At 66.4% G+C, this 25,415-nt stretch carries 23 protein-coding genes; 3 read left to right on the top strand and 20 right to left on the bottom strand.

The features are described 5' to 3' along the window. Positions 1–13: 13 nt before the first annotated feature. Together CHEID_RS08615 and glmS are read right to left on the bottom strand one after the other, a co-directional pair. Positions 14–1,003, bottom strand: a complete 990-nt coding sequence (locus CHEID_RS08615) for an ADP-dependent NAD(P)H-hydrate dehydratase (RefSeq protein WP_112769637.1) — start codon at positions 1,001–1,003, stop codon at positions 14–16. Between the two features lie 24 nt (positions 1,004–1,027). Next, the gene (gene glmS / locus CHEID_RS08620; protein WP_112769638.1) at positions 1,028–2,890 is read right to left on the bottom strand and encodes a glutamine--fructose-6-phosphate transaminase (isomerizing); all 1,863 of its coding nucleotides are present in this window, start codon (positions 2,888–2,890) and stop codon (positions 1,028–1,030) included. Between the two features lie 65 nt (positions 2,891–2,955). On the opposite strand from glmS, the gene CHEID_RS08625 reads away from it, so the two are divergent. After that, on the top strand, positions 2,956–3,849 hold the full coding sequence (locus CHEID_RS08625; RefSeq protein ID WP_238599335.1) for a dienelactone hydrolase family protein: 894 nt from the start codon (positions 2,956–2,958) through the stop codon (positions 3,847–3,849). A 29-nt stretch (positions 3,850–3,878) separates the two neighbouring features. On the opposite strand, the gene CHEID_RS08630 is transcribed toward CHEID_RS08625, so the two are convergent. The 10 genes from CHEID_RS08630 to CHEID_RS08675 all read right to left on the bottom strand — a co-directional run bounded on the left by CHEID_RS08630 (position 3,879) and on the right by CHEID_RS08675 (position 15,272). Next, positions 3,879–4,130: a hypothetical protein gene (locus CHEID_RS08630; protein ID WP_146743859.1), complete on the bottom strand. Its 252-nt coding sequence runs from the start codon at positions 4,128–4,130 to the stop codon at positions 3,879–3,881. Between the two features lie 5 nt (positions 4,131–4,135). Then, on the bottom strand, positions 4,136–6,181 hold the full coding sequence (locus tag CHEID_RS08635) for an ICP22 family protein (RefSeq protein ID WP_273661097.1): 2,046 nt from the start codon (positions 6,179–6,181) through the stop codon (positions 4,136–4,138). Then, on the bottom strand, positions 6,178–6,618 hold the full coding sequence (locus CHEID_RS08640) for a hypothetical protein (RefSeq protein WP_112770382.1): 441 nt from the start codon (positions 6,616–6,618) through the stop codon (positions 6,178–6,180). Before CHEID_RS08640 ends, CHEID_RS08635 begins: the two co-directional genes overlap by 4 nt. A gap of 128 nt (positions 6,619–6,746) precedes the next feature. Then, positions 6,747–8,090, bottom strand: a complete 1,344-nt coding sequence (glmM, locus tag CHEID_RS08645) for a phosphoglucosamine mutase (RefSeq protein ID WP_112769127.1) — start codon at positions 8,088–8,090, stop codon at positions 6,747–6,749. 238 nt (positions 8,091–8,328) lie between these two features. Then, the gene (gene rpsI / locus CHEID_RS08650; protein WP_112769126.1) at positions 8,329–8,874 is read right to left on the bottom strand and encodes a 30S ribosomal protein S9; all 546 of its coding nucleotides are present in this window, start codon (positions 8,872–8,874) and stop codon (positions 8,329–8,331) included. Then, complete coding sequence (gene rplM / locus CHEID_RS08655; RefSeq protein ID WP_112769130.1) at positions 8,874–9,317, bottom strand: 50S ribosomal protein L13; 444 nt, start codon at positions 9,315–9,317, stop codon at positions 8,874–8,876. The genes rpsI and rplM overlap by 1 nt, the downstream gene beginning before the upstream one ends. Positions 9,318–9,699: 382 nt before the next feature. Further along, entirely contained in the window at positions 9,700–9,981 is a 282-nt protein-coding gene (locus CHEID_RS08660) for a WXG100 family type VII secretion target (protein WP_112769125.1), read from the bottom strand. A gap of 49 nt (positions 9,982–10,030) precedes the next feature. Then, entirely contained in the window at positions 10,031–10,315 is a 285-nt protein-coding gene (locus CHEID_RS08665; RefSeq protein ID WP_112769124.1) for a WXG100 family type VII secretion target, read from the bottom strand. Positions 10,316–10,542: 227 nt separating this feature from the next. Further along, positions 10,543–11,922, bottom strand: coding sequence for a type VII secretion-associated protein (locus CHEID_RS08670; RefSeq protein WP_181645884.1), 1,380 nt, complete (start codon positions 11,920–11,922; stop codon positions 10,543–10,545). 101 nt (positions 11,923–12,023) lie between these two features. After that, the gene (locus CHEID_RS08675; protein WP_112769122.1) at positions 12,024–15,272 is read right to left on the bottom strand and encodes an FtsK/SpoIIIE domain-containing protein; all 3,249 of its coding nucleotides are present in this window, start codon (positions 15,270–15,272) and stop codon (positions 12,024–12,026) included. A 217-nt stretch (positions 15,273–15,489) separates the two neighbouring features. Between CHEID_RS08675 and CHEID_RS08680 the strand changes: the two genes are divergently transcribed. Beyond that, positions 15,490–16,764 carry an EsaB/YukD family protein gene (locus CHEID_RS08680; protein WP_112769121.1) on the top strand — a complete coding sequence of 425 codons (1,275 nt, stop codon included), beginning with the start codon at positions 15,490–15,492 and terminating at the stop codon, positions 16,762–16,764. Then, complete coding sequence (locus CHEID_RS08685; protein WP_112769120.1) at positions 16,764–18,140, top strand: S8 family serine peptidase; 1,377 nt, start codon at positions 16,764–16,766, stop codon at positions 18,138–18,140. The genes CHEID_RS08680 and CHEID_RS08685 overlap by 1 nt, the downstream gene beginning before the upstream one ends. Here CHEID_RS08685 and eccB read toward each other — a convergent pair. The 8 genes from eccB to infA all read right to left on the bottom strand — a co-directional run bounded on the left by eccB (position 18,085) and on the right by infA (position 25,340). Then, positions 18,085–19,266, bottom strand: a complete 1,182-nt coding sequence (eccB, locus tag CHEID_RS08690) for a type VII secretion protein EccB (protein ID WP_112769119.1) — start codon at positions 19,264–19,266, stop codon at positions 18,085–18,087. The genes CHEID_RS08685 and eccB overlap by 56 nt on opposite strands. Positions 19,267–20,391: 1,125 nt before the next feature. After that, positions 20,392–21,258 carry a tRNA pseudouridine(38-40) synthase TruA gene (gene truA, locus CHEID_RS08695; protein WP_112769118.1) on the bottom strand — a complete coding sequence of 289 codons (867 nt, stop codon included), beginning with the start codon at positions 21,256–21,258 and terminating at the stop codon, positions 20,392–20,394. A 221-nt stretch (positions 21,259–21,479) separates the two neighbouring features. After that, positions 21,480–22,136, bottom strand: coding sequence for a 50S ribosomal protein L17 (gene rplQ / locus CHEID_RS08700; protein WP_112769117.1), 657 nt, complete (start codon positions 22,134–22,136; stop codon positions 21,480–21,482). Between the two features lie 44 nt (positions 22,137–22,180). Beyond that, positions 22,181–23,194 (bottom strand): DNA-directed RNA polymerase subunit alpha, encoded by a 1,014-nt coding sequence (locus tag CHEID_RS08705; RefSeq protein ID WP_112769116.1) that lies wholly within the window; start codon positions 23,192–23,194, stop codon positions 22,181–22,183. Positions 23,195–23,369: 175 nt separating this feature from the next. Then, positions 23,370–23,975 (bottom strand): 30S ribosomal protein S4, encoded by a 606-nt coding sequence (rpsD, locus tag CHEID_RS08710; RefSeq protein ID WP_112769115.1) that lies wholly within the window; start codon positions 23,973–23,975, stop codon positions 23,370–23,372. Positions 23,976–24,002: 27 nt separating this feature from the next. Next, positions 24,003–24,407, bottom strand: coding sequence for a 30S ribosomal protein S11 (gene rpsK, locus CHEID_RS08715; protein WP_112769114.1), 405 nt, complete (start codon positions 24,405–24,407; stop codon positions 24,003–24,005). A 6-nt stretch (positions 24,408–24,413) separates the two neighbouring features. After that, a complete protein-coding gene (gene rpsM, locus CHEID_RS08720; protein ID WP_112769113.1) occupies positions 24,414–24,782 on the bottom strand; it encodes a 30S ribosomal protein S13 in 369 nt (122 codons plus the stop codon). A gap of 336 nt (positions 24,783–25,118) precedes the next feature. Then, on the bottom strand, positions 25,119–25,340 hold the full coding sequence (gene infA, locus CHEID_RS08725; RefSeq protein WP_005519800.1) for a translation initiation factor IF-1: 222 nt from the start codon (positions 25,338–25,340) through the stop codon (positions 25,119–25,121). Positions 25,341–25,415 lie beyond the last annotated feature (75 nt).

Genomic DNA, 25,415 nt, shown 5'->3' on the forward strand with positions numbered 1-25,415 from the left:
AACTGTCCACCACCTAGAAGCGCCCGGCCTCCCGCAGCGCAATGGCCACGGCCGGTCGGATCGCGGCCGCGATGCCGCTCGCGGAAACCGGTGCTGGCCCCTCCGGGGTCCGGGCGGCCAGCTCTCCTGCCAGGGCGTGTACCGCCACCGCGGCCATTACGGAGTGGACTACCGGCTGGTAGCGGTCCACGGCCGCTACCAATGCTCCCAGGAGCCCAGCGAGGACATCACCGGATCCGGCGGTCGCGGCCCAGGAATGCTCCACATCGACCGCCCACGCCTGCTTTGCATCGGCGACCACTGTCAGCCGCCCCTTCAGCAGCACCACGGCCCCCATCTCCCGGGCCAACCACTGCGCCGCCTCCAGCCGATCCGGCAGGCTCGCCGTAGCCGCATCCCCCATATCCGGCCGATTGAGGCTCTCGGCCAATCCCCCGAACTCGCCGGCATGAGGGGTGAGTACCGTCACCCTGCCGTGCTCGGCGCGTTCGACCAGGATTCGTCGCAACTCGGAATGCGCTGCCACCAAACGCAAGGCGGTGGCGTCCACAACAAGACGCTCCGGCTGCCGCAGGACCCACCGCACCGCTTCGACGGTTTCGGCGTCCTGACCCAACCCCGGGCCGGCCACCCACGCTTGAACGCGCCCGGATTCCTGCGGGCTGAGGTGCGCGATGACCTCCGGAAAACGCTCCGTGATCTGCGGTGATCCTATCACCCGCACCATGGGGGACGTCGCAGCGACGGCCGCCTGGGTGCACATGATCCGCGCCCCCGGGTACTGGTCCGAACCAGCGTAGATGCCGACAACACCGGAATACTTATCATCCGTGGGTCCCGGCACCGGCCACAACTGGCCCGCACCCGGCAGGCATTCGGAGGCCAACAACACCTGCGCGGAATGCGGAAAAGACGCGAGAGAACGTTCCTCCCCGCGGGCGGGCAGGCTCCGGTGGTCGCGGCCGTCATTGTCGCTGGGTCCGGGCCCCGCAACACTTTCCATCTCGGGCACCACGCACCACCGCCCCTATTCGACCGTCACGGACTTGGCGAGGTTACGCGGCTTGTCGATGTCCTGGTTGCCGCACTCACGCGCGATATCCGCAGCGAGGAACTGCAGGGGGACGGTGGACAACAGCGGCTGCATCAGCGAGGAAGTGTTGGGGATCCGCAGCAGGTAATTCGCGAAGGGCTCCACGGCGGCGTCCCCTTCCTCTGCGATAACGATGGTCCGAGCTCCGCGGGCGCGGATCTCCTGGATGTTGGAGACGATCTTGGAATGCAATATAGGCCGCCCCGTTGGGCTGGGCACCACCACGACCACCGGCAGGCCCTCCTCGATCAGCGCGATCGGGCCATGCTTTAGTTCCCCGGCCGCGAAGCCCTCGGCGTGGATGTAGGCCAATTCCTTGAGCTTCAGTGCGCCCTCGAGCGCCACCGGGAAACCGACGTAACGGCCGAGGAAGAGCATCGTCTTCACCGGTCCCAGCTCCTTGGACAGCTCCAAGATCTGTTCCCTCAGCTTGAGGACCTTCGCAATCTTCTCGGGCAACGCTTCGAGGGCGTTGTAGATGTCCGCGATCTCGTCAGCGAACTTCGTGCCGCGGGCCTGGGCGAGGGCCAAGCCCACCAGGTAGTTGGCTGCGACCTGGGCCAGGAAAGCCTTGGTGGAGGCCACGCCGATCTCCGGGCCGGCGTGGGTGTACAGCACCGCGTCCGATTCCCGCGGGATCTGGGAGCCGTTAGTGTTGCACACCGCGAGAACTCGAGCGCCCTGGGTCTTCGCATGGCGCACAGCTTCGAGGGTGTCCGCCGTCTCCCCGGACTGGGAAACCGCGAGCACGAGCGTCCGCTGGTCCAGCACCGGGTCACGGTAACGGAATTCGCTGGCCACCTCGATCTCCACGGGCACACGCACCCAATGCTCGATGGCGTACTTCGCCAGCAACCCGGAGTGGTAGGCGGACCCGCAGGCCACGACGAAAACCTTCTCTACGCCGCGGAGGTCCTCGTCGGAGAGGCGCTGCTCATCCAGCACGATGCGCCCGTCCACGAAGTGCCCAGCGAGGGTGTCCCGCACGGCGGCGGGCTGCTCGTGGATCTCCTTCATCATGAACGAATCGAAACCGCCCTTCTCAGCGGCCTCCAGGTCCCAGTCAATGGTGAAGGGGGTGCATTCCACGTCGTTGCCGTCGAAGTCAGTGGTGCGGTACCCGTCTGCGGTGATGATGACGGCGTTGTCCTGGCCCAGCTCCACAGCCTTCTTGGTGTGCGCAATGAAGGCCGCGACGTCGGAGCCGAGGAAAGTCTCGCCGTCCCCGACCCCCACGATGAGGGGAGTGGAACGGCGCCCGGCGACGATGGTTCCGGGGTGATCGCAGTGGGTGAACAGGACGGTGAAGGCACCATCGAGGCGGCGGAGGACCGCCAGGGCGCTGGCTTCGAAGTCCCCCGCGGTGGGGCCGTCGTTATAGGCGAGGGCCAGCAGGTGGGCGGCAACCTCCGAGTCCGTTTCGGAGGTCATCTCAATTCCGGCGTTTTCCACTTCTTCGCGCAGTGTGGCGAAGTTCTCGATGATGCCGTTGTGGACGATCGCGGCCTTACCGTCGAAGGAGACGTGGGGGTGGGCGTTGACGTCGTTGGGGCGACCGTGGGTGGCCCAGCGGGTGTGGCCGATGCATGTGGTGCCGGTGAAGTTGTCCCGCCCGATGTGGTCCACCTGCTCGAGAAGGTTGGCGAGCTTGCCCTCTTTCTTCTCCACGTGGAGGGCCCCCTTTTGGACGACCGCAATGCCGGCGGAATCATACCCCCGGTATTCCATGCGTTCTAGGGCCTCGAGGCCGATTTGCAAGGCCTGCGCCTGCCCAACGTAACCAACGATCGCACACATAGCGCACACCATACACGCCGCATCTTGGGTGTCTGAGAAGGCGCTTTGAACTAGTGTTGTGAGACGTGGCTGACAATCTGAAGAATCTCGTGGCCCGCCTCGGCAAGCGGGGCCCGCATCGTGTGTTGACCGGAGACTTAAGCTTCGCCGGGATCCCGGGGAAGGTGTATACCCCGGCTGACGGCAACGGCATTGCCGGTATTGCCTTCGGGCACGATTGGCGGCTGGGCGTGTGCAATTACCACGGGACGCTGCGGCATCTGGCCAGTTGGGGCATCGCGGTGGCCGCGCCGGATACGGAGCGGGGGTTCCTGCCGAACGCCCGGGGCTTTGCGTCCGACCTGGAGACGTGTCTGCAGATCCTGGCGGGCGTGAAGCTGGGGACGGGCAGCGTGAGCGTGAGCCCGAACAAGCTGTTCCTTGCCGGCCATGGCTTTGGAGCTTCGTGTGCGGTGTTGGCGGCAACGGGTCGTTCGGCCCAGTCCAACCCGAAGAGCGGGTATCACAATCAGCCTTCCATTGCGGGGGTGATGGCGGTGTACCCCTCGGATACCACGCCGAGCCCCTACGAGGCGGCGAAGCAGGTGGATGCCCCCGGCCTAGTGCTGCACCCTGGGTCTGCGGCGGAAAGCCAGTATGGGGACGCCAAGCGGATGGCGGCGCTGTGGCGCGGGGAGGTCGTGTACCGCACGATCGAGGGGGCCGGTAGCAGCGGTTTCCACGAGGCATACGGCCGCAAGTTCCTGCTGGGTGGGGGAACCCCGGAATTCGCGAAGCAGGATCTGGTGCGGGCCCTCATGGTCGGGTTCACCCTGGCTGAGTCCGAGGGCAAGTACGACAAGTTCCGGGAAACCAACGTCAAGCTGAAGAACACAGAAACCGCCTCTCAGGTGGAGCTGTTCCGCAACCTGCCGGAGCATATGGACACAAAGCAGCTTCTGGCCCAACTGCAGTTCTAGTCCCCGGCCCCCACGGTCGGGTTCGGTTGTTATTCGGCCGTGAAGATCCGCCGCGCCCCGATGTGGTGCGGTTCTTCTCTGTTTAAGGACGCCACCTCCCCCCGCGCCTGTTCCGCAACCCCGGGCTCTTCACTTTCTGCGGCACCGGTCAGCATGCCGCTCTCGTTGGCCCGGCGCAGCGCCTCGGTGTGCTTTTTCAGCTCGGCTTCGAACTCGGCGCTGGCCTGCTCGACGGACTGCATGAACCTGTTCATCACGTCTTCGTAGGGGCTACTGCTCATGGTGGTCACCATTCCTCACTGCGTTGTAGGTGGATGTCGGTCACTGGCTGCCCCACCGGAGCGGCGGGGGCATCGGGGGCTGGTGCGCCCTCTGGCGTTGGCGGGTCGAAGGTGTCCGGGGAGGTTACCCAGATGTCCGGTTCCCAGCCAGAGCTGCCGGGATCCGGGGAGCTTGTTGCTGTCGCGGTCGACGAACTGCCGGAGGCAGCGGTAGCTGGCTGCTCCTGCGGTTCGCTGCACACTGGGGCGGCCGCGGCCCCGTCCGGCACCGACGGGTGTTTGCTCTTGTCGAACCCCTGGCACGCAGAGGTATCCCCGGCCGGCTGCTCCGCTTCCCCAACTACTTCGGCTTCCGGGGAGGGGCCGGGAGCTTCCGGCTCCGCGCAACTGTCCGCGTGTTCCCCCGCGGCATCCTTATCCTCATCGACCTCCGCCGGGGCGGCGTCCGGTGGACAATCGGGGGCCTCCTCACTGGGAACCGGGCATTCCCCAGCCCCACCAGGTCCCCATTGGATGTCCAGGGCCCCACCAGCCTGGAAGTGTCCACCGGCGAGGTCCGCTTCGATGAACCCTCCGGCGCCGAAGGAGCCAGTGGCGGTTGAACCGCCGACAGCACCGGCGGCTGTCACCCCGCCCGTTGCGGTGGCCCCGGGCGGGGGACAGACCTCCGGCGGCGGAGGCGTCACACCAGGCCCGGCAACGGCACCAAGGTCGGGTGGGCACATCGCGGACGCCGCAACGTCGATGACAGTGTGCAGGGCCCCGGCAGCCACCTGCACACCATCGTGGGCGATCGCCACGACGTGCTGGGAGAGAACATCGCACGGCATGGGGGCGAGCCCGGGCGGCGGAACGTACGGCGGCGCTGACGGCAGTGGGGCAGGGGCCGGCATGGTGGGAGGTTGCATAGCTAGCGGTTGCGGGACGGAGACGACACTGCCGACGGTGCCAGCCGCACTGACAGAAGCGGACGCCGCAACTGCCCCGGCCACGTCCCCGGTGACCGCGTTCGTGCCTGCCGCTAACGCTGAACCTGGCTGCGTACTGCTGGCAGGAGCCACGACGGGAGCCTGCACCTCGGAGATTGCCTGGCCCAGCCCGCCAGCGGCGGCGCTAGCGCCTGCAGCAGGCGCTGCTGCAGGCGCTAGCGCCATTTCCTGCTGTGCAGGCGCGTTCACCGGGGCTGGCACAGGCGGGGTGGGCGTGGGTGCAGCCGCTGGCGGGGTGGCCGTGGACGCAGCGACTGGCGGGGGTGATGGGGCAGGTTCGGGGTGCTCGGCACTACTGGGTGGAGTAAGCGACGAATCCTCGCATTCCGCTGCCGGCTTATCGGAGCCGCCAGTCGAGGCCGGCGTAAACCCGCCATCCTGCGCAGCGCGGTCGAACTCGTCGGTGAGGATCTGGATGGCCTCCACCATGGATTTGTTCCGCTGCTGCAGAAGCTGTTCGATCGCCCGGCTAGCGGCGTCCCCAATCGCCTTGGCCCTGGCCACATCCTCCGGACTTGCTCCCTCCGCTGCGGCGGCGGCCAACGCGGATTCGGAGATCTTTTTAGCCAGCTTGATCGCGAAATCGTTGAACGCGCCGAGGTGCTCGGCGCAGTCAACCCCCGATTCCCCACACTGTGCTGTGTTGTTCTCGTGTTGCTCCTGCTTCTCGCTGTCCTTAGCCACCTTGTCTCCCACGAGACCGCCGGCGAAGTCCTGGAACGTCTGGATGATGTCGCCGACCCGATCCGCCCCGTCTAAGAGGTCATACAGCTTGGAGCCCCAGCCGGAGCCCTCCGAGGATCCCGCGCCCCCATCGGAGGACGAATGCCCCGAGCCCTCCCCATCCTTCGTTCCGCGAGCACGCCCGCCGCCAGAGCGCCCGCCGCCGGCCCGCCCTACACCCCGTCCTCTTGCGACAATCTCCGAATGATGAAAGCTGTGCCCTACCGCTGCGGCGTCGAAACCGTCTGTGAAGCTCAGCAGACTCAAAGCCCTGTTCACGTCGGCGCCCTGCGCCTCGAGCAAACGCAGGTTGGCCGCCAACTCCGCCGTCACACTCACCGCCGTTCACCCCCAACACCTACTGCGGGCAGACCGGCCTGGACCCCCGTAAGGCCGCCGACATTCGTTTCCTCCGCCTGGCCCACCGCAGCGGCTTCCGCATGGGCATGCTGCCCGTGGGCCGCCAACAGTTGCGCGTGCTGCTCGCGTATCCGGTGGACCCGCTGCCGGGCCGCGTGCAGCCGCGCTGCCTGCGCTGCCAGACCCGTGCCGAACGCGGCGATGGGCGTATCCGGCTGGTGCGCCATCAGGTGTTCATGCCACTGCTGCTGGGCATCCCGAAACCGCGCCGCCGCAGCCATCGCCCCCGGTGGGTCGATCTGCATTTCCACGCTGTAAACCCCCTCCTGAACCATCCCCTCCCCGACGCGTTCCCACCTGCCGCGAGCGTAACGCTCGGGGAGAAGCCCAGGGGAGGGATCGAAGTCTTTGCGCACGCGGTTTGCCTGTTTGCGTGCCTATAGGGTTAGACGCCACCGGCGCCCAAAAGGTTCACGGGAATCTTCCCCTCCCCCCCCCCACATCACCCGCCCCCACCCGCTGACGCGGTAGCCGGAGAAAGAGGTCAGACCTCCGCGACCACCGCGGCTAGCTTCCCCGCGATCCGGCGCGCCGTCGCCGGATCCGCCGCCTCCACCATCACCCGGAACAGCTCCTCCGTGCCCGAGGGGCGCAGCAACACCCGCCCGGTCTCCCCGAGCTCCTGCTCCGCTGCTTCTAAAGCGCCCTGGACCCTGGCGTCCGAAATAATCTTGGATTTATCCGGGACCGGGACATTGATGAGTGTCTGGGGCAGCACCCGCATGACCGAAGCAAGCTCGCTGAGGGACCGCCCGGTCGCGGCCATCCGCGCCATGATGGACAGGCCGGTGAGGGTGCCGTCCCCCGTGGTGCCGTGCGCTGGAATAACGATGTGCCCGGACTGCTCGCCACCCAGGGAGTAATCCCCCGCGTTGAGGTCGGCGAGGACATACCGGTCGCCGACCTTGGTCTCCCGCATGGTGATGCCCTGCTCCCGCATGGCGAGCTTGAGGCCCAGATTGGACATGACGGTGGCCACGAGCGTGTTCTTCTTCAGCTCGCCGTCCTCCTTCATCGCAATAGCGAGGATCGCCATGATCTGGTCCCCATCCACCACGTTTCCTTCGCTATCCACGGCCAGGCAGCGGTCCGCGTCCCCATCGTGGGCCAGGCCGATGTCCGCGCCGTGCTCCACCACGGCCTTCTGGATGACGTCGATGTGGGTGCTGCCCACCCCATCGTTGATGTTGTACGCATTCGGGCGGTTGTGGATCGCCGTAACTTCCGCACCGGCGCTGGAATAGGCCAGGGGGGCGGCCTCGGACGCTGCGCCGTTCGCGCAATCGACAACCACCTTGAGGCCGTCCAGCGGGGTGGGCACCGCCAGGCGCAGGTGGTGCAGGTAGCGCTCCAGGGCATCGTGGGATTCGTCGATGATCCGGCCGATCGCCGCACCGGTGGGGCCCTGCGGGGTGAGGTTAAGCATCGTCGCTTCGACGGCGTCCTCCACCGTGTCGTCCAGCTTGTGGCCCCCCGCGGCGAAGAACTTGATGCCGTTATCCGGCATGGGGTTGTGGGAGGCGGAGATCATCACCCCCATGTCCGCCCCGAAATCATCCGTGAGGAAGGCGACTGCGGGGGTGGGCAGAACCCCTACGTCCAGCACATCTACGCCCTGGGAGGCCATGCCTGCGGCCAGGGCCGCGGTGAGCATTTCCCCGGAGGCCCTGGGGTCCCGCCCCACCACTGCGGTGGGCCTGCGCTGGCCGCTGGCCTCGATCTCCGTGAGGACATGAGCCGCCGCCGCACCGAGTTTCATGGCCAGCGGAGCGGTGAGGCGTTCGTTGGCCAGGCCGCGGACACCATCGGTTCCGAACAATTTACCCATGAGGGTTCATCCTAGTGCCCCTGCCGTGGGGGCCATGGCGGCCACCACCCTTGCGGGTTCGACGCCGCGGCAACGTGGGCGCAGGCCGGGCCCAACGAAACCGAAACCGCCCACCGCAGGCGAAGAGCTCTGCGATGGGCGGCTGGTGGGGGGTCCAAGGATTGGACCCTGCGGGCGAACCGAGGGACCGGCTCGAAACCGGCAGAACCGGCGCGGCCCCAGGAAACCCGACCGGGGTTTAGCGCTTGGAGTACTGCGGTGCGCGGCGGGCCTTGTGCAGACCGGCCTTCTTGCGCTCCACGGCGCGGGCATCGCGGGTGAGGAAGCCGGCCTTTTTCAGCTCGCGGCGCTCCTCCGGGTTGTACTTGTTCAGCGCGCGGGCGATGGCAAGGCGGAAGGCGCCGGCCTGCCCGGAGGGGCCACCGCCGTTGAGGTTGGCCTTGATGTCGAACTGGTCTTCCCGCTCCAGCAGGACGAGGGGTGCCTTGATGAGCTGCTGGTGCAGCTTGTTGGGGAAGTAGTCTTCCAGGGTGCGGCCGTTACAGGTGATCTCGCCGGAGCCCTGCACCATGCGGACGCGGACCACGGCGCGCTTGCGGCGGCCGACGGTCTGGATCGGGCCGTCGTAGACCACGGGGGCGGCCTCGACGGTTTCCTCGGCGTCCGTTTCGGTGACAAGGGAGTCACCGATGGTGGCCACGAACTCTTCGTTCACGGCGTCGGTCGAGGTGTACTCGCCCTCGTAGTTTTCCTCGGGGTTGATGTTCTCGTTGTAGTCGCTCATTACTGTGCCACCTGCTTGATCTCGAAGGTCTCCGGCTTTTGGGCTTGGTAGGTGTGCTCCGGGCCGGCGAAGACGTGGAGCTTCTTGATGGAGGCTCGGGAGAGCTTGTTGCTCGGCATCATGCCCTTGACGGACTCCTCGATGACGCGCTCTGGGTGCAGATCCAGGGAGCGGCCAAGGGTCATGGACTTCAGGCCACCGGGGTAGCCGGAGTGGCGGTAGCGCATTTCGCGATCGCGCTTGTTGGAGGACACGCGGACCTTGTCGGCGTTGATGATGATGACGTTGTCGCCGCAGTCCACATTGGGGGCGAAGTAGGGCTTTTTCTTGCCGCGCAGCAGGTCGGCTGCGGTTACGGCGAGACGACCCAGAACCACGTCAGTGGCGTCGATGACGTACCACTTACGGGTAATGTCACCGCTCTTCGGGTGAAAAGTAGTCACGAGAGACTCCTTGGTGCTCGTTAGATCTGCCAGCCAGGCGCTGCGGTTCCCGCCGTTGCCGTGCGCGAAGGGCACGGTCTCACCGGTGGTGCTGTTGTCTTTTGGGATTGTGGACGCCACTAGCGGCGCGCTCCCGGCACTGCCCGCGAGAGGGGCGGAAACGGTCTGCGGCGGCCGGTGGAGACCCGCAGACACTTGTGTAACGCAACCTGAGACAGTCTAGTGACCTGCGGGCCAGACACCAAAAAAGGGGCCGATGACGGCCCCTTTTCGCGGCCGCACGACAACGCCGCGTTGCAGCGAAGCCGCGCTACCGCGATCCGACGGCACAGCCCGACAGGGCGAACCGGCGGTGCGATCCCACGGTGCGACCTAACTTGGCCTAAGCCCAGCTATTGGCTGCGTTCGTGTTGATCTGGCTCATCCGGTCGTTGGCTTCCCGCACGGCCATGCCCACTTGCCGCAGCACATCGTTGAGGTCGGCAGCGGACTGGTCCCACTTGCGCTGTGCGGCGTTGTAGGCCTCAGCGGAGCTTCCCTCCCACTCGGAGACCAGCGGCTTGAGGTCTGCCTTGAGGTTGTCCAGCAGACCGTTGATGTTGTTGGTGGTGGCGTTGATGTCTTCCGCGGCCTGGCCGACGGCACCAAAGTTGTACTGGATCACGATCTTTCCCCCTTATGTCCTAAATGCGTGTTGTCCGTGTGCGCCCGGCTTAACGGAATGCCGCCTGGTTGGCCATTTCGGTCTCGTCGAACGCGCGGGCGTTGGCTCGGAGGTTCTCCGAGATGCTCTGCAGCGCCTCGCTGAGCTGCCGGGCGCTGGTGTTCCAGCGCTCCATCAGGGCCTGGAAGGCGTTTTGGGCATCGCCCCGCCAACTGCCGGCTGTCCCCTCCACCACAGCAGCCAGCCGCTGCAGCTCCGCCTGCACGTTCGAGTTGATGCTGTCCACGTTGTTGGCGGCACCCTCCATGGTGCCGATCTCTGTTCTGAAGTTCACAGTTTTCCCCTCCCTGGTCAGTCAATCATCGCGTCGTCGGTCGAGCGATGTGTGCAACACATGTGTTGGATGCATACCCGCCCGGTGGCCCCCGGACCGCCGGGCGTTGGGGAGCATTGACGTTGCTGTCTTTCGCGCTCCTCATAAGGGTTAGACCCCACACAACGCCGAAAGGTTCACGGCTCATCATCGGTTTACCCCCGCAGTACCCCCCCGATCGAGTCTCTCTACTCCGGGCGAGCCGTCGCCGCGAAGCGGTCGCAGATTGCCATCCGCTCCGGGGTGACGTTGCGGTACTGGCACCCCACGGAGACCTGGTGCCCCGCGACGAAGCGAACGTGCCAGAGCGTCACGGAGTCCGCGAACCGCTCCCGGTAGCTCACCGGCGTGTTGCTGACAATCTCCATGCCGCCGGTCTTACCCAGCGCCGTGAGCACCGCGCGGTCCAGTTCCGCCTGCGAGTGGACGGGGGCCGGGGCCGCCGCGACCAGCACCCGCATTCCCTCGTCCCCGGAGCGGTATTCCTCCCGTTCCGGGGTGGCCCCGGCGCGGCGCCAGCCAGCCACGTCCGCAGTGGTGGGCACCCGTGCCCGGCTGTTGGTGGAAGGCGCGCTCGCCGGTCCCGCATCCGCCCTGTCGTGGGCATGACGCCACGGATCTTCTGGAGCGTCCCGCTGTTCTGCCGGCATCGCGGCGGTCGCGGCCGGCGCCGAGCTGGGGCCAGCCCCCGCAGACGGCGCGGACCCCGATGCCGCGGTGCCTTCTTCTTCGTCCGCCCCCGCCTCCACGTTGACAGCGCCAGCTTCCACTTGGCTTTCGTTCCCCCCTGCTCCGCCGATCATCACTGCCAGCGCGATGCCCACGCCAAGCACGCCGCATCCCGCAACGACGGGAAGCGCGGCCCGCCGCGGCGATGGGGAGCTTGGCAGTTCGTCCTCCACGTAGCCCTCATCGGTGAGCTCCTCGTCCTCATCCGCACGATAGAAGCCGCCGTCCTCCGCGCCTGTGTCATGGTCCAACTCGTAGGGCAATGGGGTTATTTCGGTGGGGACGCCACCTCCACCCAGCGCCGCCAAGGACCCACCCTGCAAGCCGACACCTTGCCCGGCCCCGTCCGCGGGCTCGCCCGCGGACGCACACAACGTGGGCGGGACTCCCGCCTCCCGTTCCGCCCGCGCGAGTGCGTGGGCCACTTCGATGGCGGGGTCCGGGTCGTACACCCGGGCCCGAAAACCCTCCAGCTGGAGGTATCTGGCCACCACGGGCGCATGGGTCCCGACAACGAGCAGGTCAGGTGGGTTGATACCAATCCCCCAGGGGAACCGGTTTCTGGGCAGGGTCGGTTTGGCCGAAGCGGCCGACGGGTTGGCCACGCGCTGTTCCAGGGCGTCGATAACCGCCTCTCGCAACTGGTCGAGACGCGCATGCCCCAACGGGGAACGCCGGAATCGATCCTCCCCCTCGTCGGCGAGCAACGGATCCTTGTTGTGGGAGCTTCCCGGAAAGTCGGCGACGGCGACGAACCCCGTAGACAGGTCGGTGACGGTCGCGCCGTCCACGAACAGGCCGCTCTCCTGCAACCCCACCGCCTGTGCGACAACCCCCATGTGCGGAAGCGGCGGCACCAGCGGCTCGACTGGGCCGCCGCGCCGTGTTTTCGCCGGAGCTGCGGAGCCCGCAGCCGGCCTTTTGCTACGCCGAGACAACATCATTGCTCCCCCTTTTCGTCTTCGTGGCGGGCGACATGGATTGCCCAGGGTTCCGAGTGGACGTACACTCCCCGCCCCGGCTCCCGGCGCTGCAGCTTCTGCCCAGCGATGGGGCCGTCTTCCCGCGGTGCGGATAGAACCACCCAGGCTGATTGATCACGGACGGCCTGCATGAGCGGCTGGAAAGTGCTGCGTGAGAACAAGCCGCTGCGCCGAGCAAGGACGAGGTGCAGCCCCACATCGGCGGCAAAGGGCACCACGTCAAGCAGAACATCCAGGCCAGGGTCGCTATCGGAATCGTCCACAACGACGTACAGCTCTGGGCCAGTCCACCAGGACCGCTCGCGCAACTGCTCGCTGGTGACCTTCTGCGGAATGCGCTCGCGCAAGCGCGCGGCCCAGGCCCCCAGTTGCTGCTTGAACTCTTCCCGCGGCAGGTAACCGGGGCAGCCCATAAGTCCCCGGCGGGTGTCGGTCGCAAGAATTTCAATGGGGCGGGCGGCGGCGGGCCCGCGCAATTCGGCGACGGTGTGCAGTTGGGTGCACAACGTCCGCAGCGCGGTGGTGGCGCCCGCTCCGGACTGGCCCACGACGAACAGGTGCGGATAGGTGCCGCTGTCCCAGGCGACCACCTCCAACCGCGGTCCACCGAGCGCGAAGGGGACGGGCGGGGCCGACAACTGACGTCTAGCCTCGGCGGCGTCGGGAATTTTGCCCGTGGCGGCCCATTCCTGAGCCAGTTCCTCGGCGGAATAAATGTCCGGCAGGACCCTCATCTCGACGTTGGGTTCGCCACGCTCCGCGGTTACTCGGCGCACGTGCTCCACATCCTGCGCGGTGCTCAACGCAACCTGGAGGTGCTTTCCGTTATGAGACACGCCCCGGCCCGGCAGATCCGGCAGGCTGCGCTGGGCGTCCCGGAACACCGAGTCCAAGGGGGTCATCCGCAGTTCCAGATGCCCGGTGAGCACGTCTCGCAAGGTGGGGCGCAGATTCCACCGCAGGGCGGTCACCACCACGTGCAGGCCCCGTTCAAGGCCGGTCGTGGTCATCCGGATGAGGCGCTGTTCTTCCTCGCTGCCGGACTCCCCGACGGAGTCGATGCCATCGATGATGAGTACCCGGTGGCCACTGACCTGATCTGCCTCGTCCAGGAGGCGCTTGAGATGCTCTTTCCCCACCACCGCCGCGACCTGCGGAAGCCGGCGGAGCGAAGCCAGGGAGCCACCGGGATCGAAGATGTAGATGGGCACGTTGGGGCTGCTGAGGGCCAGCCCGATGACGAGAGTCCGCAGTGCGAAGGTCTTCCCGCTTTGGGGTTGGCCCACCACAACCCAGTGTTTTCGAGTGAGATCCACGTCATAGGGAACTTGCTTGCCGTCGAAGGGGAGGTCCTCCACGCCGACTCGGGCACACAGGGTGGCCACGGGGCGCACCACCTCCGGGGCACGCAGGACAGTGGGCAAAGGTGGCAGCCAAATGGGGTTGGTATTGGGGGCGGCAAGCCGGTCCACCACCATGTCTAACGTGGTCTTCGTGGCCTCCGGCTGTGCCCCCAGGGCCCGGATCACCCGCTGATCCCGGGGCAACTCCGGCCCGGAAACGTAGGCGGCCTTGAACCGGGTGGTTTCGTGGGAACACAAGATGGCGGATCCTGGCACCGCGGGCAATTCATGCGCTGCCGCGGAGCCGATGAGCGCCCGGGATTCGGCCGCGGAGAAGGTTCGCAGGGCGATGCGGTAGCTCAGGTGGGATTCCAAGCCGCGCAGCCGCCCCTCCTCCAAGCGCTGGCTGGCGAGGAGCAAGTGCATGCGCAAGCTTCGTCCCAGTCGGCCGATGGCGGCGAAGACATCGGCGAACTCCGGCCGGCAGTGCAGCAGTTCAGAAAACTCGTCCACGATGATGAACAGCGCCGGCATAGCCCCGGGGTGGGCGCGGTTAAACTCCGCGGCCGTCGTCATTCCCGCAGCCCGTAGGCGTTCTTGGCGCCGGTGCATCTCCCCGAGCAGGCTGTCTTGCATGCGGTCGACCAGCCCCGCCTCATCCGCCAAGTTGGTGATGACGGCACTGGTATGCGGCAGCCGGTCCAACCCCAGGAAACTCGCCCCACCCTTGAAGTCCACGAGAACGAAGTTCAGCTCCTCTGCCGAGTGCTGGTGCGCGAAACTGACCACCACAGCCTTGAGCAGTTCACTCTTGCCGGACCCGGTGGCGCCGATACAGAGGCCATGCGGGCCAATTCCGCCCAGCGCGGATTCCTTGATGTCCAAGTACACGGGGGCCCCGGAAAAGCCGATGGGAGCACTGAGATCGCCACCCGGTAGTTCCAGGATGGAGGTGGTCCCCTTCACGGTGGACCGCGCTCGGCACAGCATCGCCAGCTCCACGTCGCTCAGTTGGTCGGCCACCCCGAACGTGGACCATCCGTCCACCGTCCAGGCAGACAGGCGCATCACGCCAGCCTCGCTCTGCGCCTTGAGCAAAAGCCCCTGGGCCTTGGCCACGTCCAACCACTCCGGGGAGGGGTCGTGCACAACGCACTGGGAGGTCACCGGGTGGGTGCTATCGCAGAAGCGGTAAGTAGCGGGGCCATCGTGGGGTAGCCACTGATCGTGGGGCCCCACGATCGTCGCTGCCCCTTTGTCCTGGCAGACCAACTGTGCCTGCATGGCCCGGGACAACCCGGCCGCGCCATCGCCGACGATCACAACGCTGTGGAAGCTGGCCAGGTCCACGGCCACGGGAGCCTCGATCGTGGCCGTCCGAATGGCCAGGTCTCGCAGGCTCATAGCGCTGACCGGCTCCAAGTCCTCCGGGGGTGCCGTCACCGGGATCTCCAGCGGATCCTCGGGAGCTTGCACCGCGATACCCAGGCGAACCACTCCGGCGGCCCCCGTTGCGTCCTCGCCAGCGCGCAGGTGGGTCCACAGGGTGCGGGGATCCGGGTGTTCTTGGGCCAGCCGCGCGATTTGTTTGCGCCGCGAGCGTTGAATGGCGTCCTTCACCGCATCGATATGGCGATGGAAACTCCGGCGCGTTTCGTCCACATTGCCCCCGGGCTGGAACATCATCACCATGGACCCCAGCATCATCAGTGGGAATACAAAGGTCATCGGGGAACGGCCGGAGCCCGATAACACCATGGCCCCCACCATGCCCAGCACGGCGACCAGCATGACTGCCGGCATCAGCATGCGAATGAACGGCTGTTTTTCCTTTGGCAGCGTCGGTGGCGCCTGCGCCTTCACGCTTTTCCTCCCCCATTGTGCTCGTCATCGTGTTCTTCCCCCGGTGGACTGAGCGCGAGTCCGATTAGGCAGCGTACTCCTTCCCCGCCCGCTGGGCAGGGGCAAAAACAAACTATCCACAGGGGGGTGGCTCACCCCGTCGCCGATGTCCGGCGCGGGCACTATGCTGTGTGCTCGCAGGGGGACACGTAGACGTTTGTGGGGAGGGATTTCTGCCGTGCTAGCAGTCAGTATCGCCATTCCGGCGCGCAATTCGGTGGTGGAGGCAGCCATCGCGGATCACATACCGGTCGCCGAGCTCATTCCGCACTTGGTCGACCCGGAGCCGGGCCAGCATTGGGTTTTGTCCCGGGCGACGGGGGACATTCGGCCGGAGCATTCGTTGGACCAGGCGGGGGTGCGCCCCGGGGAACGCCTCACCCTCGAGCAATCGGAGGTTGGTCGCTGCCCCACTCCCCCGATCGACGCTGTCGACGAGCTGACGGGCTCCGTCGGGACAAACCACTCCACCTGGATCTGCGCGATCATCGCCGCGCTGTTCGCCATTCGCAGCGTGCCGGTGTGGAATCCGCTGCAGTTTCATCCGGCCCGGCAGTTGGCTTTCCTGCCCGGAGGGTTGCCGGGGATGCTCGCCGGGCATGCGGGTGGCCGGCCGACCGCCGAAGGTGCGGACAACGCCTCGCAGCAGGCTTCCTCACAGGCGAGCGAGGCCGCGTCCTGGCTGACGGACTCGGGCGCGCTGGTCCCCCTCGTCCTCATCGCGCTGGCGGCCCTGGCCACCGCGGCCTTGTCTCTACACGATCGCAGGTTCGTCCCCATCGCCGCGATCTTGGGCTTCGGGGCGGGTCTGCACGTCAACGTCATGTGCGGTTGCCTGCTGGCCACGGCGCTCGTGTGGCGCCGAGGGTTTACACGGGTGCTGCTCGTGGCCCTCACCGCCTTTGCCGCCATCAACGTTGCTCCTGGGGTGACGCTCCTGGTCGCCCTGGTGGTGCTGGCGATCTCGGGGCAGATTGCGGTGGGGGTCGCGGGGATAAAGCTCCCGCGAGTACCGGCCACGGGGGTGTTTCGAGAGCCTGTGGATAACTCCGCTGGTTCCGCCGTTCCCACCCATTCGGCGCTCGTGGTGGCGTGCTGCATCGCCATCGTGGCTTGCGTGATGCAGATCCTCCCGCCGGGCTCGCAGCATCCGTCCGGCTGGGTCTGCGCCCTCCTCGTCATGGTGGTTCTCACCGGTGTGTCCTCCCGAGATTGCCGCCCGGTGCACGCAACTGCGGTGGCGGTCATGGCCGCTGTGGTTGGTCTGTGGTTGGCGTGGCACGTGTCGTGGGGGGTTCTCGTGCTGGCGCTGCTGGCCGTGCCGCTGATCAAACCGACTTCCCCGCTGTTCGGGCGAGCTGTGGATGCGGTGGAGAACGTGGCCTTCGCGGCGTGCGTTCCGCTCGCGCTGCACACCACTGGTCTGTTCGAGGCGATTAGGGGGATCGGGTGATGCACGCTCGGCCCTACCCCGTGCAGCCCACCTTCGAGCTGGCTCAACCGGCCCCGCCACACGCCGGGCACGTGCCATGCGAGGTACCTCTCCCCGGCAAGGCGCTACCGCTCGATCTCGGCAGTGGGTTTTCCGGGCCGGGACCTGCGGGCGTAGCCGAGGGCGGGGGTGCTACCGGCGGTGCCGGGGCTGCCGGGGTCTCGGGGAGTTCGATTGGGGACGCCAACTCCGTCACCCAGCGCCCCCTCAACGGCATCCGCCATGATCTGGCCACTGGCCGCGGGGTGAAGGTCGCCGTGGTGGACACGGGTGCAGCGATCCCCGACAGCACGGGGGACCGCGATACCTGCATCCTCCACGGCACCGTCACCGCCAGCGTGGTCCGCGCGGTCGCCCCGGAGGCGGAAATCGTGAGCTATCGCACGGCGGAGAAGAACTCACCCCGGGGTGAAGGGTTGCTGCACGTTGCGGTGGAGGCGATCAACCGCGCCATTGACGACGGGGCGAAGGTCATCAACGTGTCCCTCGTGGCCTGCGCGGAGACCCAGGGGCTTCGAGAGGTGGTGGACCGCGCCGAGGCCGAGGGCCGCATCATCGTCGCAGCCATTGGCAACACGGGGCAATGCCAGGAGGGGCTGGCTCCGTACCCCGCCCATCTGCCTTCGGTTCTCGCGGTGGGCGCCGTCGCTCCCCGGGTCGGCGGGCTCAGCGGACACCCCGTATCTGGCGGCGGTGGCCACCAAAAACAGGCGGCAGCGCTGGAAGGTAAGGGCGGGGCACGGGTGGCCCAGAAACCCGGTGGTCCTTCGCCGCAGATGGATCAGGGGCGCCTCCCGGCCGAGTACAACCTGCCTGGACCATGGGCCGACATCTACGCACCGGGCGGACCCGTCTCGGGCCAACTGGACACTCCAGACGGCCCGATCACCATCGTGGGCAATCCCGAGCCCTTCATCGGAACCAGCTTCGCGGCACCGGTCGTCAGCGGCACTGCGGCCCTCATGGCGCAGGTCGCCCCGCACACACCCCCGGCGGTGATGCGGGATATCCTGCTGGCCTCCGCTATCCCGGGGGGTTTCACGGACCATGCGCATCCCGTTCGGGTCATCGATCCCTCCGCTGCCCTATCCCGTGCGGCGGGGGTTCACCAGCGCCTGGCCTTGGGCGTGGACCCGGCGACGCATTCCCGTGATGTGGACAACCTGCTGCGCCCGGCCCACCCCGGTGTCGGCCACACTCACATCGGAGCGAAGCCGGTGGAGCACACGGCCACGAACTACACCGTGGCGGGGTCCTGTGGCCTGTTCGTTTCCCTCGCCGCTATTGCTGCTGTGATTGTGCGGGCACGACGCCAGCGCGGGCGCGCGACCCGTTGAGCGCCCCCGCATCTGGCAGCGGCGCGAGGATCCGCCACGGAACCTCGTCATAGGACGTAAAGCCCAGGGCGGCGAAGTCCTTCGCACTCCCCACGGTGTAGCGCAGACCGTGCTCACTGACCAGGACATAACCGCGCTCGGTGAGGACGGCGGCAGTGCCGCGCGGACCCAGGTAGGTCCGCTGGTCGCGGTTGTCCTGCGGCCGCTGCGCGGGAACAACTAGGCCTTCGCGTCCGACGCAGGGGACGGCAGGGGTCTGCCATTTCACCTCTGCGGCGGCGGGCACGTGGGGCAGCACCTCCGCCGAGGGCAGGGCGAGCAGCACAGACAGCGCCTGTTCCAGCGCCACGTCCGGCGCGTTCCACTCGGCGAGGACCCGCTGAGCCCCACGGACCTCCCCAACGCCCCCAGGTACGGCCACGAACATGCGCTCGCCGGCGGTAAACACCCGCCCGGAGACGTCATAGGGCGCCGGCAGACCGGTGGGCCCAGTGGGGAGGATAGAGTCCGCCCGCCGCTGGAACTGCTCGATGAACTCCTCCGAGACCTCCCCGGGTTGGACCCCCAGTGCCCGGCCCGTGCCCGGTGGAACGAGAGTGCGGGAATCCCGGTGGATAAGCCAGGTCCCAGAGGGGGAGGTGAGCACGGCGTTATCGATCTTCCTTGCCTGCGGCCCCGCAATGACGGTTCCGGAGTCGCACACGGCCCACTGCTGGCTGGGGGCAGGGGCTAGCCCGGGCACGTCACTGATACCCATCGGAACTCCCAGGGGCATCTTGGCGAGCTGGCCACTCGTCGCCTTCTTGACCTCCACCGGCTGCCCGAGAATCAACCGTGCCGACGCAACATTGGTGACCGGGTGATAGCCATCCTCCAGGCGCACATGAAGGGTGCCCTTCTCGTCCTGGGCCAACTCCGCTCCGTTCAGGGATGGCGCGGGCCGGAGCAGCGCCATCATCACTGCACCCCCGCAGATGAGCAGGGCCACCAACACGCCAACGATGAGGGCACGGCGCTGGCTTCGCAAAGGATCGTGGGCCATCCGCGGATCCCCGATGACGAGCGCGAGCTCCAATCTGCGCAGCAGAAAGTTGTAGCCGCTGACTTGCAACCCTGTAGTACGCACGGGTGTTGACTTCCCCTCCCCGGTAGAACCCCTCAACTACTCCCCCGCCGCAGTGACGCTACCGCGGCAGGCAGCCAGTCGATCCCCACAGACCCCAATGACTGGCGTAGACGGCTTATAGCTTCGCATGTTTGAATGTGCCGTGCATGGTGAACGGGGATTCGCTAGGAAAATATGAGGGGGACTTACTGATGAGCATCATGTCGGGCTTGCTCACTGCGGCTGTGGGCGGGCTCAGCACCGCGGTGGCTGGCGGGGCCTATACCTGGTGGAACCAAAGCTTCCGGGCCGGCCCCACGCAGACGGTAACGTGGTTTGACGTCTGGCTGCCGCCCGGGAATCTGTGGGGCGCTTTCGAGGGTGGAGGGTTGGAGGTATCCCTGCTAGTCGAAGCCCTCAGGCTGACGGAGAAGGAAGCTGCAAGCCTCCTCGTACGCCCCTCAGAGGGGCCGACGGTACCGACACGCCTGGGAATTCCCGGACCGGCGGCTACCCGGATGCCATGGGTCGCCGCCGCGTGCGGAGTCCTCTGCCACCCCAGCTCTAACACTCACGTAGGGGTCCCGGCAGGCACGATGATCTTCGTTCCGCCCGCCCCTTCCTGGAGGTTGGGGTTGTGTGTGGACGAGGCTCAACCGAGCGCTCTCGACGTGAACTTCGTGCCCGGGTCCACCATCGCGTTGCTTGGCTGCGGAGCTGCTCTTTTGGCGCACACCGTGCCTCGGAACCTCCCCTGGCTGCGAATCATCGGAGCTCCGGAGCAGGCCCACCAGCCAGCGGCATCGACCCAACAGTCGCAAAACATTGCCCCGGGAACCCGCGACTTCGCCGTCCCCCCAACGCGCCGGGCACCCACGGTACCCGCGCTCTCCACAACCCCCACCGCCCCGGAACAGGGCGGTGTCCTCGCCGCCTGGCAACGCGCGTGGGACGACGAAGGCCCGCGGACGTGTCGCCTGCTCGTCCTCTCCGAAGGTGAGGTACCGGGCCAGGTTTTCCCAGACCTGCTCATCCGCACCGACGGGACGATGGAAAGCCACGGCCGCCACATTCGCTTCCACTCACCCATGCTCCCGGGCGCTCATGCCGGACGCGGCGAGAGGAAACCTCGAATGCATTCAGGCCTCACTCGGCAGAGCGCTTCGCCCGCGTTTGCTGGGCCCGAGCGGCTAGCTCGCTGTCCGGGGGATAATCCACCTGCACCAGGTTCAACCCACAGGCGGGGGCCACAGGGACCTGGGAACTACGCTGCCGCTGGCGAAGCAGCCCGCTGGTGAAACCCTGGGGCCGGCGCCCCTCCCCCACGGTGAGACACGCCCCCACGAGCGAGCGGACCATGGACCAGCAGAACGCATCGGCAGTGACGTGTGCCTCGTACGTAGCCGGTTCTGCCGCGGTGGATACGTCCACCCATCGAAAGTCTTGGAGCTCTCGAACGGTCGTGGAACCCTCCCGGGCCTTGCAGAAGGCAGCGAAGTCGTGCAAGCCCAGCAGCGCCTCGGCGGCCACCTGCACTCGATTCAAGTCCACCGACCGGCCCCACCTCGCCGTGTCCCGGGCGCGAACGGGCAATGGCCCCGCAGGATCGCAGGTCACGCGATAGGTGTAGTGGCGTCGTAAAGCAGAAAAACGGGCATCGAAACCCTCCGGAGCAGCACTGGCCGAATGCACCCGGACATCAGCGGGCAACAGCCGGGAAAGCCGACGCACCAGATCCTCCGGCCGCCGCAGGGACCGCTGCTGGAAGGCCTGTGCAGGCAGGTTCACGTGCGCGACCTGGCCGTTGGCGTGGACGCCGGCGTCGGTGCGGCCGGCAACCACGAGGCGAACCGGTTGCCGGGCTACCAAAGCCAGCTTCTCCTCGATAACCCCCGCGACCGTGCGCAATCCCTCCTGGGTGGCCCAACCGTGGAAGTCGGTGCCGTCGTAGGCGATGTCGAGGCGGACCCGCACAGTTGAATCGGCTGGCGGAGAGGCGGCGGTGTCGGTCATCGTGCGTCCTCGATAATGGGTTCTTGGGCTGCATAGGATGTTAATGCCCGCCTCCGGTGCCAGACCTCGCCTGTCAGCAGATCTGACAAGCGGCCCGCTTCGGACACGGCAAGGTCGCGGACACGCGAAAACCCGATGCCGACCAAACGTGGCACCGGGTCCTTCCGTGAAGAAGTCGCGGGGGCGTCCCAGTGAGACCGGGAATACCCGCGCGGCCCTAATTACCGGTTTTCCGAAGCTTCCGTCTTCACGGTCTCCACGGTGTCCGCGGTGGTGGGATCCTCCACCACCGGGCTGGCCGGAATAGCGGACGCATCTGCGTCGGCATCCACGGACTCAGCGTTTTCCGTACCAGCTTCGGCCTGCACCTCGGCGGCCTCGGCCTCGGCAGCAGAGTCGGTGGCGGTCTCGGCCTCCACCTCGGGGGCATCGGTCTCAGCCTGGGTCTCGGCGCTGGCGGTCCCCTGGCCGCGCTTGGATGCGGCAACGCGGTTGGCCCGCTCGGCTTCGGTGGAGGCGGTCGGCTCCGTGACCAGGGAGATGCGGGAGATCGGGGCGTTGTCGCCCTTGCGGTTCTCCAGCTTGACGATGCGGGTGTAGCCACCGTTGCGGCCCTCGAACTTGGGAGCGACTTCCTCGAAGAGGTAGCCGACGACAGCTTTGTTCGGGATGAGCTTCAGCACGTTGCGACGGTCGGCGAGGGTGCCGGACTTGGCCTTCGTGATGATCTTTTCAACGTACGGGCGCAGCAGCTTGGCCTTGGCATCCGTGGTCTTGATGGCGCCGTGCTCAATGAGCTGAGCAGCGAGGTTGGACAGGATCTTCTTCTGGTGGGAAGCAGAACCGCCCAGGCGGGCGCCCTTCTTAGGGGTAGGCATGTGTTCTCCTCGTGTGGATTAGATATGAGCGCTTTGGGAGCGACTTACTCTGCGATGTCCTCGCCCTCGGTGTCGACCCACTCGCCGGTCTCGGCGTCGTAGCCGTCGATATCGCTGATGTCGAAGCCCTCGGGGGAATCCTTCAGCCCCAGGCCGAGCCCGTTGAGCTTGACCTTGACCTCGTTGATGGACTTCTGACCGAAGTTCCGGATGTCCAGCAGGTCCGATTCCGTGCGAGCGGCCAGCTCACCGACGGTGTGGATTTCCTCGCGCTTCAGGCAGTTGTAGGAACGCACGGAGAAGTTCAGGTCCTCGATGGGCATGCTGTAGGCGGCGATGTGCTCCGTCTCCTGTGGGGACGGGCCGATCTCGATGCCCTCGGCCTCCAGGTTGAGTTCCTGCGCCAGGCCGAACAGTTCCACCAGGGTCTTTCCTGCGGACGCCAGGGCATCGCGCGCGGTGATGGAGTTCTTCGTCTCCACATCGATGATCAGCTTGTCGAAGTCCGTGCGCTGGGCGACACGGGTGGCCTCGACCTTGTAGCTGACCTTCAACACCGGGGAGTAGATCTGGTCCACGGGGATGCGGCCGATTTCCGCGGTGGCCTGCGCAGCGGGGACGTAACCGCGGCCGCGCTCTACCACCATCTCGATCTCCAGCTTGCCCTGATCGTTGAGGGTGGCGATGTGTAGGTCCGGGTTGTGCACCTCCACGCCAGCCGGGGGAACAATGTCCGCACCGGTAACCGCACCGGCGCCCTCCTTGCGCAGGTACATGGTGACCGGCTCGTCGGAGTCGCTGGACAGAACCAGGGACTTGATGTTGAGGATGATGTCCGAGACATCTTCCTTCACACCCGGGATGGTGGTGAACTCGTGCAGAACGCCCTCGATCTGGATGGAGGTCACAGCCGCCCCCGGAATGGAGGACAGCAGCGTACGGCGCAGGGAGTTACCTAGGGTGTAGCCGAAGCCCGGCTCCAGGGGCTCGATGATGAACTTGGAGCGGGAGGGGTCAACGTATTCCTCGGTGAGGGTGGGGCGCTGGGAAATCAGCATGGAACTTCTCCTATTCGGCGACCGCTATTTGACGCCGGTAGAGGGCTGCTCCCTCCCCGGCGGGCCAGGAAGGAAGCTAAGGCTTTCGTATGAGTTAAGTCTCGCAAGACCCTGCCCCCCCAGCCACCACGTAGCACGCGGTGGAGGGCGGCGGGGCAAGCGTGGGGGGTCCTACTTACTTGGAGTAGAACTCGACGATCAGCTGCTCCTGCAGCGGAATGTCGATCTGGGCGCGCTCGGGCAGCTGGTGCACGAGGATGCGCAAGGTGGAGGGGACAACCTGCAGCCACGCGGGGACCACGGCGTCCACAAGACGTTCCTGGGCCTCTTCGAACCACAGCATGCCGCGGGACTTCTCCCGAACGTCGATGATGTCGTACTGGGAGACCTGGAAGGACGGCACGTTGATCTTCTTGCCATTCACTGTGAAGTGGCCGTGGGACACAAGCTGGCGGGCCTGTCGGCGGGTCCGGGCGAGACCAGCGCGGTAGACCACGTTGTCCAGGCGGGACTCCAGCAGGATCACCAGGTTGTCGCCGGTCTTGCCGGACCGCCGGTTAGCTTCTGCGTAGTAGCGGCGGAACTGCTTTTCCATGATGCCGTAGGTGAAGCGAGCCTTCTGCTTCTCCTGTAGCTGGATGAGGTACTCGGACTCCTTGATGCGGGCGCGGCCAGCCTGCCCCGGGGGGTAGGGGCGGCGCTCGAAGGAGTTGTCTCCGCCGACGAGGTCGACGCGGAGACGGCGGGATTTACGGGTTGCAGGGCCGGTGTAACGAGCCATGTGCTTTTCTCCCTATCCTTTCTGTTCTTAGACGCGGCGGCGCTTCGGCGGGCGGCAGCCGTTGTGCGGCTGGGGGGTGACATCGGCGATGGTGCCAACCTCCAGGCCTGCGGTGGACAGGGAACGAATAGCGGTTTCGCGGCCGGACCCGGGGCCCTTGACGAACACGTCGACCTTCTTCATGCCGTGGTCCATGGCCTTACGGGCGGCGGACTCGGCGGCCAACTGCGCGGCGAAGGGGGTGGACTTACGGGAGCCCTTGAAACCCACGTGACCGGAGGAGGCCCAGGCGATGACGGCACCCTTCGGGTCCGTGATGGACACGATGGTGTTGTTGAAGGTGGACTTGATGTAGGCGTGGCCCTGGGCCACGTTCTTCTTGACGACGCGGCGCCCAGTGCGGCGTGCGCCGGAACGAGTCTTCGGAGGCATAAGCGGTTACTTCTTCTTTCCTGCGATCGTCTTCTTCGGTCCCTTACGGGTGCGAGCGTTGGTCTTGGTGCGCTGTCCACGCACGGGCAGGCCACGGCGGTGGCGCAGGCCCTGGTAGCTACCAATCTCGATCTTGCGGCGGATGTCGGCCTGGATCTCGCGGCGCAGATCGCCTTCGACCTTCCAGGAGTTTTCGATGACATCGCGCAGGGCGGTTAGCTGCTCGTCGGTGAGGTCCTTGGAGCGCAGGTCAGGGGAGATGCCGGTCTTTTCCAGCAGTTCCTTGGAACGGGCCGGGCCAATTCCGAAGATGTAGGTCAGTGCGACCTCCATGCGCTTATCGCGGGGGAGGTCAACACCAGCAAGGCGTGCCATATGGCAGTTCCTTCCGGAGTCAATTCAGCGGCGGTTTTCTCCACACTCGCCCCGCCGAACTCTCCCCTCCTTCGACCTCTCCTCCCCTGCTCTGTCCGCCGGGGAGTTAGCGATAACTCAAACGCGCCGTTGGAAGCTAGGAGGTGGAGTTGAAAGATGGATGGTTCGTCGGGCTCCAGCCGCCGCGGCCGGAGGTTGTGACCGGGCGATGGTGCGGTGCTGGCCGTTGCTCTGTTAGCGAAACCCCGTTGTGATGCTCGACGGGATAATGATTGAAACAAACCAAGGGCCCCGCACTCACCCGGATGGATGTGTGGAGGCGTACGAAGTTGGTGCTTACTTGTAGCGGTAGACGATGCGCCCGCGGGTGAGGTCGTAGGGAGACAGCTCCACTACCACCCGGTCCTCCGGGAGGATACGGATGTAGTGTTGGCGCATCTTGCCGGAGATGTGGGCCAACACCTTGTGGCCGTTATCCAACTCGACACGAAACATCGCATTGGGCAGGGGCTCGACAATGCGGCCCTCTACCTCGATGGCGCCTTCCTTTTTTGCCATATCCTCCACGCTTCCCCATCGCGGTGATTCGCGATGGTTGCAGGCTTGTTCAAGTTTCTCTCGGGCCTGATGAAC

Source organism: Corynebacterium heidelbergense (assembly GCF_028609845.1).
GTDB lineage: Bacteria > Actinomycetota > Actinomycetes > Mycobacteriales > Mycobacteriaceae > Corynebacterium > Corynebacterium heidelbergense.

Coding starts and splice junctions, on each gene's coding strand:
- CHEID_RS08615 (WP_112769637.1), bottom strand. CDS start 1,003: ATGGAAAGTGTTGCGGGGCCCGGACCCAGCGACAATGACGGCCGCGAC.
- glmS (WP_112769638.1), bottom strand. CDS start 2,890: ATGTGTGCGATCGTTGGTTACGTTGGGCAGGCGCAGGCCTTGCAAATC.
- CHEID_RS08630 (WP_146743859.1), bottom strand. CDS start 4,130: ATGAGCAGTAGCCCCTACGAAGACGTGATGAACAGGTTCATGCAGTCC.
- glmM (WP_112769127.1), bottom strand. CDS start 8,090: ATGGGTAAATTGTTCGGAACCGATGGTGTCCGCGGCCTGGCCAACGAA.
- rpsI (WP_112769126.1), bottom strand. CDS start 8,874: ATGAGCGACTACAACGAGAACATCAACCCCGAGGAAAACTACGAGGGC.
- CHEID_RS08670 (WP_181645884.1), bottom strand. CDS start 11,922: ATGGGGGTTGTCGCACAGGCGGTGGGGTTGCAGGAGAGCGGCCTGTTC.
- CHEID_RS08685 (WP_112769120.1), top strand. CDS start 16,764: ATGCACGCTCGGCCCTACCCCGTGCAGCCCACCTTCGAGCTGGCTCAA.
- truA (WP_112769118.1), bottom strand. CDS start 21,258: ATGACCGACACCGCCGCCTCTCCGCCAGCCGATTCAACTGTGCGGGTC.
- rplQ (WP_112769117.1), bottom strand. CDS start 22,136: ATGCCTACCCCTAAGAAGGGCGCCCGCCTGGGCGGTTCTGCTTCCCAC.
- CHEID_RS08705 (WP_112769116.1), bottom strand. CDS start 23,194: ATGCTGATTTCCCAGCGCCCCACCCTCACCGAGGAATACGTTGACCCC.
- rpsD (WP_112769115.1), bottom strand. CDS start 23,975: ATGGCTCGTTACACCGGCCCTGCAACCCGTAAATCCCGCCGTCTCCGC.
- rpsK (WP_112769114.1), bottom strand. CDS start 24,407: ATGCCTCCGAAGACTCGTTCCGGCGCACGCCGCACTGGGCGCCGCGTC.
- rpsM (WP_112769113.1), bottom strand. CDS start 24,782: ATGGCACGCCTTGCTGGTGTTGACCTCCCCCGCGATAAGCGCATGGAG.
- infA (WP_005519800.1), bottom strand. CDS start 25,340: ATGGCAAAAAAGGAAGGCGCCATCGAGGTAGAGGGCCGCATTGTCGAG.